The organism is Simplicispira sp., from assembly GCF_028687295.1.
Classification (GTDB): Bacteria; Pseudomonadota; Gammaproteobacteria; order Burkholderiales; family Burkholderiaceae_C; genus Simplicispira; species Simplicispira metamorpha.
Window position 1 is genome coordinate 32,186 of record NZ_JAQUAL010000006.1, and the last position, 15,955, is coordinate 48,140.

Annotated in this window: 14 protein-coding genes; 9 read left to right on the forward strand and 5 right to left on the reverse strand. The window is 63.2% G+C overall.

The annotated features are described in order from the left end of the window. Positions 1–2: 2 nt before the first annotated feature. Positions 3–1,988 carry a monovalent cation:proton antiporter family protein gene (locus PHX69_RS01575; RefSeq protein ID WP_288042045.1) on the reverse strand — a complete coding sequence of 662 codons (1,986 nt, stop codon included), beginning with the start codon at positions 1,986–1,988 and terminating at the stop codon, positions 3–5. 48 nt (positions 1,989–2,036) lie between these two features. Here PHX69_RS01575 and PHX69_RS01580 point away from each other — a divergent pair, with 48 nt between their 5' ends. The 3 genes from PHX69_RS01580 to lptC are packed head-to-tail and all read left to right on the forward strand — an operon-like array spanning position 2,037 to position 4,188. Then, complete coding sequence (locus PHX69_RS01580; RefSeq protein WP_119012184.1) at positions 2,037–3,035, forward strand: KpsF/GutQ family sugar-phosphate isomerase; 999 nt, start codon at positions 2,037–2,039, stop codon at positions 3,033–3,035. Positions 3,036–3,046: 11 nt separating this feature from the next. Next, positions 3,047–3,592: a KdsC family phosphatase gene (locus PHX69_RS01585; RefSeq protein WP_119012185.1), complete on the forward strand. Its 546-nt coding sequence runs from the start codon at positions 3,047–3,049 to the stop codon at positions 3,590–3,592. Further along, positions 3,589–4,188 (forward strand): LPS export ABC transporter periplasmic protein LptC, encoded by a 600-nt coding sequence (gene lptC / locus PHX69_RS01590; RefSeq protein ID WP_288042047.1) that lies wholly within the window; start codon positions 3,589–3,591, stop codon positions 4,186–4,188. Before PHX69_RS01585 ends, lptC begins: the two co-directional genes overlap by 4 nt. 29 nt (positions 4,189–4,217) lie before the next feature. On the opposite strand, the gene rbp (PHX69_RS01595) is transcribed toward lptC, so the two are convergent. Continuing rightward, positions 4,218–4,760 (reverse strand): RNA-binding regulator, encoded by a 543-nt coding sequence (gene rbp, locus PHX69_RS01595; RefSeq protein ID WP_288042049.1) that lies wholly within the window; start codon positions 4,758–4,760, stop codon positions 4,218–4,220. 271 nt (positions 4,761–5,031) lie between these two features. Then, positions 5,032–5,460, reverse strand: coding sequence for an RNA-binding regulator (gene rbp, locus PHX69_RS01600; protein WP_288042051.1), 429 nt, complete (start codon positions 5,458–5,460; stop codon positions 5,032–5,034). A 451-nt stretch (positions 5,461–5,911) separates the two neighbouring features. Here rbp (PHX69_RS01600) and PHX69_RS01605 point away from each other — a divergent pair, with 451 nt between their 5' ends. The 6 genes from PHX69_RS01605 (at position 5,912) to PHX69_RS01630 (ending at position 13,335) form a co-directional block, all read left to right on the forward strand. Further along, positions 5,912–6,475, forward strand: a complete 564-nt coding sequence (locus PHX69_RS01605) for a TMEM165/GDT1 family protein (RefSeq protein WP_119012188.1) — start codon at positions 5,912–5,914, stop codon at positions 6,473–6,475. Positions 6,476–6,598: 123 nt separating this feature from the next. After that, positions 6,599–7,792 (forward strand): homoserine O-acetyltransferase MetX, encoded by a 1,194-nt coding sequence (gene metX, locus PHX69_RS01610; RefSeq protein WP_288042053.1) that lies wholly within the window; start codon positions 6,599–6,601, stop codon positions 7,790–7,792. Next, the gene (gene metW, locus PHX69_RS01615; protein ID WP_119012190.1) at positions 7,789–8,379 is read left to right on the forward strand and encodes a methionine biosynthesis protein MetW; all 591 of its coding nucleotides are present in this window, start codon (positions 7,789–7,791) and stop codon (positions 8,377–8,379) included. Before metX ends, metW begins: the two co-directional genes overlap by 4 nt. A gap of 33 nt (positions 8,380–8,412) precedes the next feature. After that, on the forward strand, positions 8,413–9,243 hold the full coding sequence (gene pyrF, locus PHX69_RS01620) for an orotidine-5'-phosphate decarboxylase (RefSeq protein WP_119012191.1): 831 nt from the start codon (positions 8,413–8,415) through the stop codon (positions 9,241–9,243). A gap of 299 nt (positions 9,244–9,542) precedes the next feature. Continuing rightward, the gene (locus PHX69_RS01625) at positions 9,543–11,225 is read left to right on the forward strand and encodes a PAS domain S-box protein (protein ID WP_288042054.1); all 1,683 of its coding nucleotides are present in this window, start codon (positions 9,543–9,545) and stop codon (positions 11,223–11,225) included. Between the two features lie 136 nt (positions 11,226–11,361). Next, positions 11,362–13,335: a methyl-accepting chemotaxis protein gene (locus PHX69_RS01630; RefSeq protein ID WP_288042055.1), complete on the forward strand. Its 1,974-nt coding sequence runs from the start codon at positions 11,362–11,364 to the stop codon at positions 13,333–13,335. Positions 13,336–13,743: 408 nt separating this feature from the next. On the opposite strand, the gene PHX69_RS01635 is transcribed toward PHX69_RS01630, so the two are convergent. Beyond that, a complete protein-coding gene (locus PHX69_RS01635; RefSeq protein ID WP_288042056.1) occupies positions 13,744–14,130 on the reverse strand; it encodes a DUF779 domain-containing protein in 387 nt (128 codons plus the stop codon). A 178-nt stretch (positions 14,131–14,308) separates the two neighbouring features. Then, positions 14,309–15,832, reverse strand: a complete 1,524-nt coding sequence (gene exaC, locus PHX69_RS01640) for an acetaldehyde dehydrogenase ExaC (protein WP_288042058.1) — start codon at positions 15,830–15,832, stop codon at positions 14,309–14,311. Positions 15,833–15,955 lie beyond the last annotated feature (123 nt).

Genomic DNA, 15,955 nt, shown 5'->3' on the forward strand with positions numbered 1-15,955 from the left:
GCTCAGCCCCGCAACAGCTTATCTTGGGCGCTCAGCAGGGCGTTCGGATGGCCCGACAGCACCAAGGTATCGCCTGCGGCGAGCAGGGTGTCGTCGCCCGGTGTGGACATGTGGCCATTGCCGTGGCGCAAGTTCACGACACGCACCCCCATGGCGTGCAGCGCCAGTTCTCCCAAGGGCTTGCCCAGCGTCTGGGCGCCGGGCGGCAAGGTCACAGTGGACAGGCGCTCTTGGTCACGCTCTTGCACGGTGTCGTCATCGGCGCCGTGAAAATAGCCGCGCAGCAGCTGATAACGCGCATCGCGCTGTTCTTGCACCAAGCGAATCACGCGGCGCATAGGCACACCTACCAGTGCCAGAGCGTGGCTGGCCAGCATCATGGAGCCCTCAATCGCTTCGGGCACGACTTCGGTGGCGCCTGCGGCTTGTAGTCGATCCAGGTGCAGATCGTCCTGGGTGCGCACCACCACCGGTACCTGTGGCGCATGGGTGCGGGTGTTGGCGAGCACTTTGAGGGTCGCTGGAACGTCCAGGTATGTCACAGCCACTGCGCTGGCCCGTACCAGCCCGGCAGCCATCAACGCTTGTAGGCGTGTAGCGTCGCCATACACCACCGAATGCCCGGCAGCGGCGGCTTGGCGCACGCGATCAGGATCCAGATCCAGCGCCATGTACGGAATGCCTTCCTGCTCCAGCAGGCGCGCCAGATTTTGTCCGCAGCGACCGTAACCGCAGATGAGCACATGCTTGCTGGTGTCTATGGCTTTGCGGGCAATGGTGGTCATTTGCAAAGACTGCTGTAACCAATCGCTGGCTACCAGCCGCAGCACGATGCGGTTGCTGTACTGGATCAGAAAAGGCGTTGCCAACATCGACAACACCATGGCGGCCAGAATCGGGTTCATCAGTGCGGGCCGCACCAACCCGTTGTCCTGCGTGAGCGAAAGCAACACAAAACCGAATTCGCCAGCCTGTGCCAGGTACAAACCCGTGCGCATAGCCACACCCGTGGTAGCTCCCATGGCCCGTGCCAGCACCAAAATCACACCCAACTTGAGCGCAAGTGGCAACAGCAACAAGCCCAGCACCAGCGCCCACTGTTCCAGCAGGATGTGCCAGTCGAGCATCATGCCAATGGTGATGAAGAACAGGCCCAGCAGCACATCGTGAAACGGCCGGATGTCGGTGCCCACCTGGTGGCGGTACTCGGTTTCCGACACCAGCACACCGGCGATGAACGCGCCCAGCGCCAGACTCAGGCCCGCCAGCTCCGTCAGCCAGGCCAGTCCCAGCGTGATGAGCAGCAGGTTCAGCATGAACAGCTCATCGCTCTTGCGCCGAGCCACCAGTGTGAGCCACCAGCGCATCACGCTCTGCCCCCCGGTCAGCAGCACCGCCACCAGCACCGTGGCTTTGAGCAATGCCATGCCCAATGCCGTCAGCAGTTGATCGGGCGCAGAGCCCAGGGCCGGAATCAGCACCAACAGGGGCACCACAGCCAAGTCCTGGAACAGCAAAATCCCCAGCACGCGGCGCCCGTGCTCCGTCTCCAGTTCGGCCCGTTCTGCCATGAGCTTGACCACGATGGCCGTGCTGCTCATGGCCAGCGTGCCCGATAGCGCCAATGCCGTTTGCCAGCCCACATCCCACACCCCACCTACCAGTGATGCCAGCACCAATACGCCACCACAGGCCAGGCCCATGGTCAGAGCAACCTGCAAAAGTCCCAGGCCGAACACGCTGCTGCGCATGGCACGCAGCTTGGGCAGACTGAATTCCAGACCGATGGCGAACATCAGAAACACCACACCAAACTCGCCCAAGTGGCGCACACTGCTGGAGTTTTGTGCCAAAGCCAAGGCATGCGGGCCAATGAGCACCCCCGCAGCCAAATAACCCAGCATGGGCGGCAGCTTCAGGCTGCGGCACACCACCACCCCCAATACGGCGGCCAATAAGTAAAGCAAAGTCAAGGCAAGTGAGGACATCTCTGGATGCTAGCCCAGCCTTCACGCCCCGGTCGATAGAATCCGGGCATGCATTCTGCCGCCGCGACGCGCCCCTTTGACGCCGACCAGGCCTTGCGCCTGGCACGGGAAACCTTTGACATTGAAGCCGCCGCGCTGCGCGGCTTGGGCCAGCGCCTGGACGTGCGCTTTGCGCAGGCCGTGCAGCAAATGCTGCAAACGCCGGGCCGGATAGTCGTCATGGGAATGGGCAAGAGCGGTCATGTGGGGCGAAAAATTGCCGCCACGCTGGCTTCTACAGGAACCCCGGCCCTGTTCGTTCACCCCGGTGAAGCCAGCCACGGTGATCTGGGCATGGTGACAGCACACGATTTGGTATTGGCTATCTCCAACAGCGGCGAAAGCACCGAATTCACCGCCATCCTGCCCGTGCTCAAGCGCTTGGGGGCGCCGCTGATTGCCATCACTGGCCAGGCCAACTCCACGCTGGCCCGCTACGCAGATTTAGCGCTCGACTGTAGCGTGGAGCGCGAAGCGTGTCCGCTGAACCTGGCCCCCACCGCCAGCACCACGGCGCAATTGGCGTTGGGCGATGCGCTGGCTGTAGCGCTGTTGGATGCGCGTGGCTTTAGGGCAGAGGATTTTGCCCGGTCCCACCCGGGCGGTGCATTGGGGCGCAAGCTGCTCACCCACGTCAGCGACGTCATGCGCAGCGGCAATGAAGTGCCCAGCGTAGCACCGCAAGCCGATTTTGGCGCCCTGATGCGTGAAATGAGCGCCAAGCGGCTGGGTGCATCGGCCATCGTCGATGGGGCGGGCAAAGTGCAGGGCATTTTCACGGATGGCGATTTACGCCGCCGCTTGGAAGCGGGTGCCGATTTGCGCGGCGCCACTGCGGCTGAACTCATGCATGGCAACCCCCGTACCATTGCCCCCGATGCCTTGGCAGTTGATGCCGCCGCCTTGATGGAAACCCACGGCATCACCAGCGTGTTGGTGGTCGATGCGACAGGCGTTTTGGTGGGCATGGTTCACATTGGCGATTTGATGCGCGCCAAAGTCATCTGAGGGCCTGTTCCATGTTGCCAACGCTCCAATTTCCCCCCGAGCTGCTGCTGCGCGCGCAAGACGTGCGTGTGGCATTTTTTGATGTCGATGGCGTGCTTACCGACGGCGGCCTGTATTTCAGCGAAACCGGCGAAACCCTTAAACGCTTCAATACCCTGGATGGTCACGGGCTCAAATTGCTGCAAAAGGCGGGCATCACGCCAGCGGTGATCACGGGGCGTGACTCGGCACCGCTGCGTCTGCGTTTGCAAGCACTGGGCATCACGCACGCCGTTTTTGGTACCGAAGAAAAACGCCCTGCTGCACAGCACATCCTGGACACGCTGAATCTGGATTGGGCGCAGGCCGCCGCCATGGGAGATGACTGGCCCGACTTGCCCGTGATGCGCCGCTGCGCACTGGCTTGCGCACCGTGTAATGCACAAATTGAAGTGCGTGCTACAGCCCACCATGTGACCAACGCCTGCGGAGGCGATGGTGCAGCGCGTGAATTCTGCGATCTGCTGCTGGTAGCCAGTGGCCGCTATGCCGCCTTATTGGCGCAATACAACGCATGACAAGCTTGCTGCGCCGGGGATGGGATGGCCTCTCCATCTACCTTCCTGTGTTGCTCATGGCCTTGCTCGCACTGGGCACTTGGTGGCTGGTGCGCAATGCTCCTGTACCCCAGGCGTCGCCCGTATCTACACTGGAGCGCCCTGGGCCGGATTACTTCATGAACCATTTCTCAGTGCAGAACTTCGGCGCGTCCGGTCAACTGGAAAGCGAGATATATGGCCAAGCAGCGCGCCACTATCCAGACAGTGACACACTGGAAATCGACAAAATGCGCATGCATTCAGTGGCAACCAACGGCCAAGCCACGCGCGCCAGTGCGGATCGCGCACTGAGCAATGCCGACGGCTCGGAAGTGCAGCTTTTTGGCCACGCGGTAGTGATCCGCGAACCCTTGGGAGCAGCCCAACCACCACTGGAGTTTCGTGGCGATTTTCTACATATCTGGCCCCGAAAAGAGCAGGTACGTTCAAACCAACCAGTGAGTCTGGCGCGAGGTAAAGACCACTTTACCGCCGATACCCTGGAATACGACCATGGTAGCCAAGTGCTGCAATTGCAGGGCCACGTGCGCGGCGTGTTGATGCCAGGGCACTGAATGGCCCCAGGCCCCTGAATCTAAACTAATCAGTAGTTGCTGCCACCTTGGCCGCCACGGCTACCACCGCGTGGGCCATTGCCATAGGGGCTGCGAAAACCGCCATCGCCGCCACGGCCACCGCCACCTTCGCCGCCACGTGCAGCACCGCCGCCGTAACCGCCGCCTTCGCGGCCACCACCATAACCACCGCCACCACCGTAGCCACCCTCGCGGCCACCGCCATAGCTGCCACCGCCGCCGTAACCGCCACCACCACCACTACGGCCACCGCCATAACCACCGCCGCCGCCGAAGCCGCCACCACTGCGTGGAGGACGCGGCTCCATGGGGCGGGCTTCATTGACCACAATGCCTCGTCCACCGAGAGACTGGCCATTCATGCCTTGGATAGCCGCTTGTGCTTCGGCATCACTGCCCATTTCGACAAAACCAAAACCCTTCGAGCGCCCAGTATCGCGCTCCATCATGACCTTGGCGCTGGTGACGCTGCCAAATTGACTGAAAGCCTGTTCCAGATCGTTATCACGCACTCCGTACGGCAAATTGCCGACATACAGCTTGTTGCCCATTAAGGGACTCCTCAAAAACACATATGACAAAGCGATAGAGCCCCAAAAACGCCGTCAGCCCACCGTATGGATGCGCCACGCCTACCCTGAAGGATCACCGCAAACCCAAAGCAGGCATGGCCTGCAAGCGCATTATGTTCCGGAGGTTTGGCCGAAAGGCAAGGGTTTTTACGATCTACAGCACGTCTTTTACGTGAGGACATAAAAAAAGGAACCCGAAGGTTCCTTTTTTGCGCAGCTTGCAGACACTGAGTCTGCAAATGCTGTGTGCTTAGTAGCTGCTACGGCCACCGCCGTAACCACCGCCACCACCACCGCCGTAGCCGCCACCACCACCGCCGCCGCTACGGCCACCGCCGCCGCTACGGCCACCGCCGTAACCGCCGCCGCCACCACCACCGTAGCCGCCACCACCGCCGCCGCCGAAGCCACCGCTACGGGGAGCGCGTGGTTCCATGGGGCGGGCTTCGTTGACTACGAGGTCACGGCCACCAAAGTTTTGACCATGCACGCCTTGGATAGCGGCTTGTGCTTCGGCATCGCTGCCCATTTCGACAAAGCCAAAGCCCTTCGAGCGGCCGGTGTCACGTTCCATCATCACCTTGGCGCTGGAAACGGAGCCGTACTGGCTGAAGGTTTGTTCCAGATCGCTGTCACGGAACGTGTAGGGCAGGTTGCCCACGTAAAGTTTGTTGCCCATAAAGGACTCCTCAAAAAACATGAAAACGCGATGGAGTCCGACGCAATCAACAAACCTGTGACGACTTCAAAGACGCGAAACTGACCAATCACCGCTAACTTAACTACTTTCCAGCCCAGAGAGCAGAAAAGCGGGTTCATTATGAGTCAATTTGCATAACGTCTTGGCATTTATTTTTCAACGACCTTTACGGCACCGGACTGGGCGAGGGTTTATCAGGAGATAAGGCGTAGTTTTTCCACTGCGGCACAGTATGATCGCGCCGTCTTTGGGGAGTAGCCGGCCCAGGTGCAATGCCTGTGCGCTGCTGTCAACACACTTGGGGCCCCACGCTCCATGGCAGCCGCAGTCTTCGGATTGGCAAGACCATTGACCGCACACCGTCCCTGAGCCGGAGTCGGAGTGCGGTCGATGCGTTTATCCACCTGTCCGGCCAGACCTGATCACTCCCATGGAAGCTTTCCTCGTCTCTACCTCCATCGTTGCCCTGGCCGAAATGGGCGACAAAACACAGTTGCTGGCGCTGGTGCTGGCGGCGCGTTTTCGCAAGCCCTGGCCCATCGTGCTGGGCATTTTTGTGGCTACCGTGCTCAACCATGCCCTGGCAGGCGCTGCCGGAGCCTGGGTCACCACCGTGCTGGGGCCGCAGGTGCTGCGCTGGGTACTGGGGGTGTCGTTTATCGCTATGGCCGTCTGGATGCTGATTCCCGACAAGCTCGACGACGGCGAAACCGGCAACGCGCCGCGCCTGGGCGTGTTTGGCACCACCGTGCTGGCGTTTTTTCTGGCCGAAATGGGCGACAAGACGCAGATCGCCACCGTCATGTTGGCAGCGCAGTACAACGCTTATGCCTGGGTGGTGGCGGGCACCACGCTGGGCATGATGCTGGCCAATGCCCCGGTCGTCTGGCTGGGCGAGCGCATGATGCGGCGCGTGCCGGTGCGGGCTGTGCATATTGTTTCGGCGCTGATTTTTCTGGCTTTGGGCGTGCTGGCATTGTGGGTACCCGCCTGAGTACGCTTTTGCTATAGTGCCCCCACGCGCCGATTTGCCACAGCTTGCGGGCGCTTTATAAATCCTGCTAAAGACAGACCGACACCCCGCCCGGCCACGTTTTTAGCGTTGCCGGGTTTTTTTATGTCGTTCATTGCCACCCCTCAGTTTTTGCATTTTCCCGAGGCGCTGCCACTGCAAAGCGGTGCCTCCATCCGCGACTACCAACTCGCCTTCGAGACCTACGGCCAGCTCAACGCCGATCGCTCCAACGCCGTGCTGGTGTGCCATGCGCTCAACGCATCGCACCATGTGGCCGGCGTTTATGCGGGCCAGGACAAAAGCGAGGGCTGGTGGAACAACATGATCGGCCCCGGCAAGAGCGTGGATACCAACCGCTTCTTTGTCATCGGGGTGAACAACCTGGGTTCGTGCTTTGGCTCCACCGGCCCCATGCACCCGCACCCCGACACCGGACAGGTCTATGGCGCTGATTTTCCGGTGGTCACGGTGGAAGACTGGGTCAATGCCCAGGCCCGGCTGCTCGACCGGCTGGGCATCACGCAGCTGGCCGCCGTGCTCGGCGGCAGCTTGGGCGGCATGCAGGCGCTTTCCTGGACGCTGCAATACCCCGAGCGCGTGCGCCACGCCGTGGTGGTGGCCAGCGCACCCAACCTCACGGCCGAAAACATCGCCTTCAACGAAGTGGCGCGGCGCGCCATCGTCACCGATCCGGATTTTCATGGCGGGCACTTCTACCAGCATGGCGTCATCCCCAAGCGCGGCCTGCGTATTGCTCGCATGATTGGCCACATCACGTACCTGAGCGACGACGTGATGAACGAGAAATTTGGCCGCCAACTGCGCCAGCGGGTGATGGACAAAACCACCAGCGAAGGCGCCGCAGCCAACCCGGCACCCGTGCCCACGCAGGGCGCCGGGGCCTACCTGTACAGCACGCAAGACATCGAGTTCCAGATCGAGAGCTACCTGCGCTACCAGGGCGACAAGTTCAGCGAATACTTCGACGCCAACACCTACCTGCTCATCACCCGCGCGCTGGACTACTTTGACCCCGCCCGTGCCCACGGTGGCAACCTCACGCAGGCGCTGGCGCGCGCCACGGCCAAATTCCTGCTGGTCAGCTTCACCACCGACTGGCGCTTCTCGCCCAAGCGCAGCCGCGAGATCGTCAAGGCGCTGCTCGACAACCGCCGCGACGTGAGCTACGCCGAAATCGACGCGCCCCACGGGCATGATGCCTTTTTGCTCGATGACGCCCGCTACATGGGCGTAGTAAGCTCATATTTTGATAGCATTGCAAAGGAGCTGGCATGACCGAAAAAGCCACCATGCAGGCCATTGCCGCCCTGGTGCCGCAAGGCAGCCGTGTGCTCGATCTGGGCTGCGGCGACGGCGCGCTGCTGGACTATTTGCAGCGCAGCAGAGGTTGCAGCGGCTACGGCGTGGAGATTGCCGACGCCAACGTGCTGGCCTGCGTACGCCGGGGCGTCAACGTCATCCAGCTCAATCTGGATGAGGGCCTGGCGCTGTTTGCCGACAACTCTTTCGATGTGGTGCTGCAAATCGACACCCTGCCCCACCTGCGCAACGCCGAGGTCATGCTGCGCGAGACGGCGCGCGTGGGCCGTGCGGGCATCGTTGCCTTTCCCAACTTTGCCCACTGGCCCAACCGGCTGTCGGTGCTGCGCGGGCGCATGCCGGTCACGCGCCGCCTGCCTTACCAGTGGTACGACACGCCCAACATCCGCGTCGGCACGTACAAGGATTTTGAAGTGCTGGCGCACAAAAACCAGCTGCGCATCCTCGACGCCTTTGGCCTGCAAGAGGGCCGCACCGTGCGCTTTCTGCCCAACGCGCGCGCGGGCACGGCGGTGTTCCATTTCGAGCGCGGCGGCGCCTGATCGCCCTGTCTGCCCCCACCTAAAATCACCGCCATGACCTTCCTCGACATGCTGCGCAACGCGGCCACGCAAAACAACTCCATGCTGTGCGTGGGCCTGGACCCCGAGCCCACCCGCTTTCCTGCCACTATGCAGGGCAACCCGCGCAAGATTTACGACTTCTGTGCCGCCATCGTCGATGCCACCGCCGACCTGGTGTGCGCCTTCAAGCCGCAAATCGCCTACTTTGCCGCCCACGGCGCCGAAGACCAGCTCGAGCGCCTGATGCAACACCTGCGCGCCAACGCGCCGCACGTGCCCGTCATCCTGGACGCCAAGCGCGGCGACATCGGCTCCACTGCCGAGCAGTACGCCAAAGAAGCCTTCGAGCGCTACGGCGCCGACGCCGTCACGCTCTCGCCGTTCATGGGCTTTGACTCGGTGGAGCCGTATTTGCAATACCCGGGCAAGGGCGCATTTTTGCTCTGCCGCACCTCCAACCCCGGTGGCGACGACCTGCAAAACCAGCGCCTGGCCAGCGTGGACGGCCAGCCGCTGTTGTACGAGCACCTGGCCCGCCTGGCGCAAGGGCCGTGGAACAAAAACGGCCAGCTCGGCCTGGTGGTGGGCGCTACTTACCCCGCCGAGATCGAGCGCGTGCGCGCCCTGGCGCCCACGGTGCCGCTGCTCATTCCCGGTGTGGGCGCGCAGGGCGGCGACGCCGCCGCCACCGTGCGCGCAGGCTGGCGCGCCAACGGCCCCATCATCGTCAACTCCTCGCGCGCCATCCTGTACGCCAGCGGTGGCGCCGACTTTGCCGACGCCGCCCGCCGCGAAGCCCAAAAAACCCGCGACCTGCTGCAAGCCGCCCGCCCTGGCGCCTGAGCGCGGGTGGCATCCAGCGCGCCCTGCCCTGCCCGGCAGGGCGGTTGGCCCCCTGAAGAACTATTATTTTTATAGCTGGTAGCGCCCACCCCGCAAGGGTTAAAGGCTGATTTGGCATAAAAACAGGGCGCGCCGTGCTGATGGAAGGTGGCGGTTTTTTGCCCCACAGGATGGCGCTGGCTGCGCGGGCTGCGGCGCCTGGAAGGCGGTCGATCTGTCAAACAAGGAAGCCACAATCGAACGAACGTTTTGTGCAGCGCAGCGGCCTTGGCTGAGAGCGCACATTTTCCTGGGCCCCTATGTTTTCCTTTTTTCCCCGCAAAGAACAACAAGCCTTGGTGGCTCTGGAGCAATCCATTGATGCCATCGTCAGCATTGACCAGCACAACCGCGTCGTGTTCTACAACGATGCCGCCGAGCGCCTGTGGGGCTGGCAGCGCAGCGAGGTGCTGGGGCAGAACGTGAAAATGCTGGTGCCCCAGATGCACCAGGACGCGCACGACGGCTACATCCAGCGCCACCGCAGCTCCGGAGAAAACCGCATCGTCGGCACCTTTCGCGAAGTGGCGCTCACCACGCGCTCGGGCGCGCAGGTGTGGGTGTCGCTGGCGCTGTCGCGCACCGATGTGGGCAGCAAAGCGGGCTACACCGCCGTGGTGCGCGACATCAGTGCCGAGCGCGAATCGCGCGAAATGGTGCGCCAAACCCTGGAGCAGGCCGTCGATGCCGTGGTGACGATTGATGCGCACAACTGCGTCACCCTGTTCAACGCCGCTGCCGAGCGCCTGTGGGGCTACCCGCGCCAGGCCGTGCTGGGGCAGAACGTGAAAATGCTGGTGCCCCAGGGGCTGCGCACGCAGCACGACGGCTTCATCGACGCCAACCGCTGCACCGGCCAGGACAAGATCGTGGGCACCACGCGCGAAGTGCGCATAGAGCGTGCCGATGGCGGCATCCTGTGGGGCGTGCTGTCGCTGTCCAAAGTGCGCCTGGAAGGCAAAATCCTCTACACCGCCTTTGTCAAGGACGTGACCGAGCAGGTGCAGCAGCGCGAGCACATGCGCATTTTGTCGATGGTGGCCGCTGGCACGGAAAACTCGGTCATCGTCACCAACAAGCAAGGGCTGATCGAATACGTCAACCCCGGCTTCACCCGCCTGTTTGGCTGGGAGCCCCACGAAGTCATGGGGCGCAAACCCGGCGCCATCCTGCAAGGCAAACTCACCGACCCAGCCACCGTGCGCCGCATGAGCGAGCGCATTGCCGCGGCCAAGCCGTTCTACGAAGAGGTGGTCAATTACCACAAAGACGGCGCGCCGCTGTGGATCTCGCTGGCCATCAACCCTTTGTTCGATGCGCAAGGCCACGTCGAGCGGCACATCTCCGTCACCGCCAACATCACGCAGACCAAGCTGGCGTTTCTGGAGAACGCGGTGCGCCTGTCGGCCATCCGCGAGTCCACCTGCATGTTCGATGTGGACTTGCGCGGCCAACCCACCGATGCCAGCCCGGCCCTGCTGCGCCGCCTGAACGCCAGCGCACTGGCCCAGGTGGCGCAGCCACTGGGCCAGGCCATGGCGCGCCAACTGACGCCCGAGCGGCTGGCGCGTTTGCAGGCCGGCGAACCGCTGCACAGCAACTTTGCCATCGAGGCCCCCGGCTGCGAGCCGCTGTGGCTGGTGGCCACCTTCAGCCCCGTGCGCGACATCGACGGTGCGCTGGAAAAAGTGGTCGTGTATGGCCAAGACCAGTCGGTGCAAAAGCAGACCATGGAGCGCATCGCCGACATCGTGGCCACCATCAACGCCATCTCCATGCAGACCAACCTGCTCTCGCTCAACGCCGCCATCGAGGCCGCGCGGGCCGGTGAAGCGGGCCGGGGCTTTGCGGTGGTGGCGGGCGAAGTGCGCAGCCTGGCTGCCAAAACCTCCTCGTCAGCACGCGAAATCGGCACCATGCTGACGCAGCAGGAAAACGCATAGACCCGCCGGGCACGCCCCGCCCGGAAGAAAACATTGCACGACCGAAGCGGGCCACACGACAATCCAGCCATTGCACCGCCCCAGCGCACTGCACTGGCTGGAGCGGGTTCTGTGTTTTCCTTGTCGGGCCCTGATCATGTCGCTGCTTCACCGCCTCAGTCTTTTTCAAAAATTCATCATCCTGGGCCTGATCGGGTTGTCGATGAGCGCCCTGCCCACTTTTTTGTACGTCAGCACTTCGCTGAACGACATTGCCTCGGCGCGGCGTGAAGTGACCGGCGCCGCCCCCTTGTTTGCCCTGAACAAGCTGGTGCAGCTGATGCAAGTACACCGGGGCTTGTCGGCCAGCATGCTCAGCGGCAACGCCGAGCTGGGCGCGCGCCGCCCGGCCGTGCGCGACGCCATTGGCAAGGCGCTGGACGAGGTGGACACCCGTTTCAAGGCCGCCCAGGTCAGCAGCGCCGATGCCAGCGCCTGGAGCCAGGCCAAGCAGGCCTGGCAGGCGCTGGAGCCCCAGGTGGCCAACCGCAGCCTGGGCGCACCGCAAAGCACGGCCCAGCACACCCAGCTGATTGCCAACATCATGCTGCTGGGCGAATCGCTGCGCCACGACTACGGCCTGCAGGTAGAGCACGACGAGGCCATCAGCGCGTTGATCCAGACCACGCTGGTACACGCCCCCATGCTGAGCGAAAAGCTGGGCATCATGCGGGCGCAAGGGTCGAGCTTTCTGGTGCTGGGCGAACTGACCCCGCAGGGCAAAAGCACCCTGCAAGGGTTGCAGCAACGTGCTGGCGAGCTGCATGGCGAAACGTTCCGCAGCTTTGAGCGTGCCATGGCCAGCCACCCCGCCTTCCGCCAGACCCTGCAAGGCCCGGTGCAAGACCTGCAGGCCCGCATCCAGGCCACGCGCCAGATGGCCGACCAGAACCTGATCAACGCTGCCGAGCTGAAGATGCCCGCCAAAGACTACTTTGACGACTTTACCCGCACCATCGACGCGCTGTTTTCCGTCAACGCCACGGCCATGGACAGCCTGCAAAACGCCCTGCAAACGCGCGTGAAGCAGCTGCAATACATGCTGCTGTGGGTGGCATTGGCCCTGGTGGCCACGCTGTCGATGACGACGGCGATGGCGCTGGTGTTTGTGCGCTCCATCACCCAGCCGCTGGCCAAGGCCGAAGCGCTGGCCCGCGCCGTGGCCAACGGCGACCTGAGCGGCGCTGACCAGTCCCACGGCACCAACGAAGTGGGCATGCTCATCGAAGCCCAGCAGCAAATGCGCGCCAAGCTGCGCCCCGTGGTCGAGCAGGTGCGCCGGGGCTCGGAGAGCGTGGCCATTGCCAGCGGCGAAATCGCCCAGGGCAACAGCGACCTGTCCGCGCGCACCGAAAGCCAGGCCAGCGCCCTGGAACAAACCGCCGCCGCCATGGAGCAGCTCAGCTCCACCGTGCGCCAAAACGCCGACAGCGCCCGCCAGGCCAACCAGCTGGCCGAAAGCGCCAGCACCGTGGCCACGCAGGGCGGCGAGGTGGTGGCCCAGGTGGTAACCACCATGCACGACATCAATGCCGCCTCGCGCAAGATTGCCGACATCATCGGCGTCATCGACGGCATTGCCTTCCAGACCAACATCCTGGCGCTCAACGCTGCTGTGGAAGCGGCCCGCGCGGGCGAACAGGGCCGGGGCTTTGCCGTGGTGGCCAGCGAGGTGCGCAGCCTGGCCGGGCGCTCGGCCGCAGCGGCCAAAGAGATCAAGACGCTGATCCAGGCCAGCGTGGAGCGCGTGGAGCACGGCAACAGCCTGGTGGACCGCGCGGGCACCACCATGACCGAGGTGGTCACCTCCATCCGCCGCGTGACCGACATCATGGGCGAGATCAGCGCGGCCAGCCAGGAGCAGTCGCAAGGCGTGGCCCAGGTGGGCGATGCCGTCACGCAGATGGACCAGGTCACGCAGCAAAACGCTGCCCTGGTCGAAGAAATGGCCGCCGCCGCCAGCAGCCTGCGCAGCCAGGCGCAGGAGCTGGTGCAGGTGGTGTCGATATTCAAACTCGGCCATGGCGATGCAGGCCAACGCCAGGCAGTGCGCACGCTGGGCATGGGCTAAAAGCCGGTACTGCCCAGATGGGCGCGGTTTCAGGACAAGACCTGCGGCGCGGTCTTTTCCTGTCCTCTCTTTCTTAGAGAAATACTTTGGATAAATACATAGTAGTAATAGTAGAGGGCTCGGTTTTCTGGGGATAACTCCTGTTTCCCCTTGCCTGACAAAGGGTTGCACTCCGGCCATGCCTGTGCCCTGCGCCCTGTGCCTGCTGTCGCCCCAACGGGGATAACCTGGTGCCGGGTCGTTTTTCTGTGGATAACTATTGCCTTGTGCCAGTTTTGTCCCCAGGGTTTTCCCGCGTGCCCGGGGCGGGCGCAGACCGCCGCGCTACGCTGTGGCGCAGGCGGTCAAATTACTATTACTTTGATAGCTGCAAGCGCTTGATAGGCGGGCGCTGAAGCCTGTTTTGGCTTAAATTTTTTCAGGGCCAGCAGCGGGTGTGATGCCCAGCTCGGCCAGTTCCGCCGGCGTGAACACGCGCGAGCGGGTGTGGAAGGCCCTGCCATCGGCGCCTTCGAGCGAGAAAGTGCCGCCCGTGCCCTCGATCACATCGAGGATGAGCTGGGTGTGCTTCCAGGTGTCGTACTGCGACTGGCTGATGTAGAAGGGCACGCCGCCAACCTCGCCCAGCTTCACGTCGTAGGGGCCGATGGTCAGGTCGGTGGGCAAATAGCAGTTGGCGGCGCTGTTGTCGCAGCAGCCGCCACTTTGGTGAAACATCAGTTCGCGCCCGTGTTGGACTTGCAGCGTGGCAATCAGCGCCAACGCGGCCGGGGTGGCAATCACGCGGTCAACCATGGTGTTCTCCTGTAAGGGTCTGTTTTCAAATTCATCACAGACTTCATCAGCGCCGTGGCCCGTGGGGGTGGCCGCCGATTTCTGGTACCCCAGTATGAGGCGGCCGCCCCCACGGGCCATGGCGCCGGGCGCTGACGCAGGCAAAGCGCCACGCCCTGGCGGATGCATCAGGCCTCGATCAGAAGAAGCCGAGCTTGTTCTCGCTGTAGCTCACCAGCAGGTTCTTGGTCTGCTGGTAGTGGTCGAGCATCATCTTGTGCGTTTCGCGGCCAATGCCCGATTCTTTGTAGCCGCCGAAGGCTGCGTGGGCCGGGTAGGCGTGGTAGCAGTTGGTCCACACGCGGCCCGCCTTGATGGCGCGGCCCATGCGGTAGGCCACGTTGCCGTTGCGGCTCCACACGCCCGCGCCCAGGCCGTACAGCGTGTCATTGGCAATGGCCAGGGCCTCGGCTTCGTCCTTGAAGGTGGTCACGGCCAGCACGGGGCCGAAAATTTCTTCCTGGAAGATGCGCATCTTGTTGTGGCCCTTGAACAGCGTGGGCTGCACGTAGTAGCCGCCTTCCAGGTCGCCGCCCAGGTGGGCCTGGCCACCACCGGCCAGCACTTCGGCGCCTTCTTGCTTGCCCAAGTCCAGGTACGAGAGGATTTTGGTCAGCTGCTCTTTGCTGGCCTGTGCGCCCATCATGCTGTCGGTATCCAGCGGGTTTTTGTGCTGGATGGCGGCCACGCGCTTCAAGACGCGCTCCATGAACCGGTCGTAGATGCTTTCCTGGATCAGCGCGCGGCTGGGGCAGGTGCAAACCTCGCCCTGGTTGAAGGCAAACAGCACCAGGCCCTCGATGGCTTTGTCCAGAAAGGCATCGTCCTTGTCCATGATGTCGGCAAAGAAGATGTTGGGGCTTTTGCCGCCCAGCTCCAGCGTGGCCGGAATCAGGTTGTTGGCAGCGGCCTGCGCAATCACGCGGCCCGTGCTGGTCGAGCCGGTGAAGGCAATTTTTGCAATGCGCTTGCTGCTGGCCAGCGGCATGCCCGCCTCGCGGCCATAGCCGTTGACGATGTTGAGCACGCCCGGGGGCAGCAGGTCGGCAATCAGCTCGGCCAGGATGAGGATCGAGATGGGGGTGGACTCTGCGGGCTTGAGCACCACGCAGTTGCCCGCGCCCAGTGCGGGGGCCAGCTTCCAGGCGGCCATCAGAATGGGGAAGTTCCACGGGATGATCTGCCCCACCACGCCCAGCGGCTCCTGGATGTGGTAGGCCACGGTGGTGTCGTCGATGTTGCTCAAGGCGCCTTCTTGCGCGCGCACGCAGCCTGCAAAGTAGCGGAAGTGGTCCACGGTGAGCGGGATGTCGGCGTTGAGCGTCTCGCGGATGGCCTTGCCGTTGTCCACGGTTTCGGCGTAGGCCAGCAGCTCCAGGTTCTGCTCGATGCGGTCGGCAATTTTCAGCAGGATGTTGCTGCGCGTGGCGGCATCGGTTTTGCCCCAGGCATCGGCGGCGGCGTGGGCGGCGTCCAGGGCCAGCTCGATGTCTTCGGCAGTGGAGCGCGCGGCCTGGGTATAGACCTGGCCATTGACGGGGCTGACCACGTCAAAGTACTGCCCCTTGACCGGGGGCACAAACTGGCCACCAATGAAGTTGTTGTACTGGGCCTTGTAGGTGATCGTGGCGCCTGCGGCGCCGGGGGCTGCGTAAACGGTCATGTGTGGTGTCTCCTGTGGATGGGTGGTGTGTACCGGGTCGGCCCATCGGGCTGTCCGATGCCTTCCTGTTACTCAAAACCCGTGCCAGCGCCACCCAGACTGCGCAGTGCCTTGATTTCATGG

What these genes read in the sequence shown, in the direction of transcription:
- PHX69_RS01605 (WP_119012188.1), top strand. Translation starts at nt 5,912, where the DNA reads ATGGAAGCTTTCCTCGTCTCTACCTCCATCGTTGCCCTGGCCGAAATG.
- rbp (WP_288042051.1), bottom strand. Translation starts at nt 5,460, where the DNA reads ATGGGCAACAAACTTTACGTGGGCAACCTGCCCTACACGTTCCGTGAC.
- metX (WP_288042053.1), top strand. Translation starts at nt 6,599, where the DNA reads ATGTCGTTCATTGCCACCCCTCAGTTTTTGCATTTTCCCGAGGCGCTG.
- PHX69_RS01580 (WP_119012184.1), top strand. Translation starts at nt 2,037, where the DNA reads ATGCATTCTGCCGCCGCGACGCGCCCCTTTGACGCCGACCAGGCCTTG.
- pyrF (WP_119012191.1), top strand. Translation starts at nt 8,413, where the DNA reads ATGACCTTCCTCGACATGCTGCGCAACGCGGCCACGCAAAACAACTCC.
- PHX69_RS01635 (WP_288042056.1), bottom strand. Translation starts at nt 14,130, where the DNA reads ATGGTTGACCGCGTGATTGCCACCCCGGCCGCGTTGGCGCTGATTGCC.
- PHX69_RS01575 (WP_288042045.1), bottom strand. Translation starts at nt 1,988, where the DNA reads ATGTCCTCACTTGCCTTGACTTTGCTTTACTTATTGGCCGCCGTATTG.
- metW (WP_119012190.1), top strand. Translation starts at nt 7,789, where the DNA reads ATGACCGAAAAAGCCACCATGCAGGCCATTGCCGCCCTGGTGCCGCAA.
- PHX69_RS01585 (WP_119012185.1), top strand. Translation starts at nt 3,047, where the DNA reads ATGTTGCCAACGCTCCAATTTCCCCCCGAGCTGCTGCTGCGCGCGCAA.
- lptC (WP_288042047.1), top strand. Translation starts at nt 3,589, where the DNA reads ATGACAAGCTTGCTGCGCCGGGGATGGGATGGCCTCTCCATCTACCTT.
- PHX69_RS01625 (WP_288042054.1), top strand. Translation starts at nt 9,543, where the DNA reads ATGTTTTCCTTTTTTCCCCGCAAAGAACAACAAGCCTTGGTGGCTCTG.
- PHX69_RS01630 (WP_288042055.1), top strand. Translation starts at nt 11,362, where the DNA reads ATGTCGCTGCTTCACCGCCTCAGTCTTTTTCAAAAATTCATCATCCTG.
- rbp (WP_288042049.1), bottom strand. Translation starts at nt 4,760, where the DNA reads ATGGGCAACAAGCTGTATGTCGGCAATTTGCCGTACGGAGTGCGTGAT.
- exaC (WP_288042058.1), bottom strand. Translation starts at nt 15,832, where the DNA reads ATGACCGTTTACGCAGCCCCCGGCGCCGCAGGCGCCACGATCACCTAC.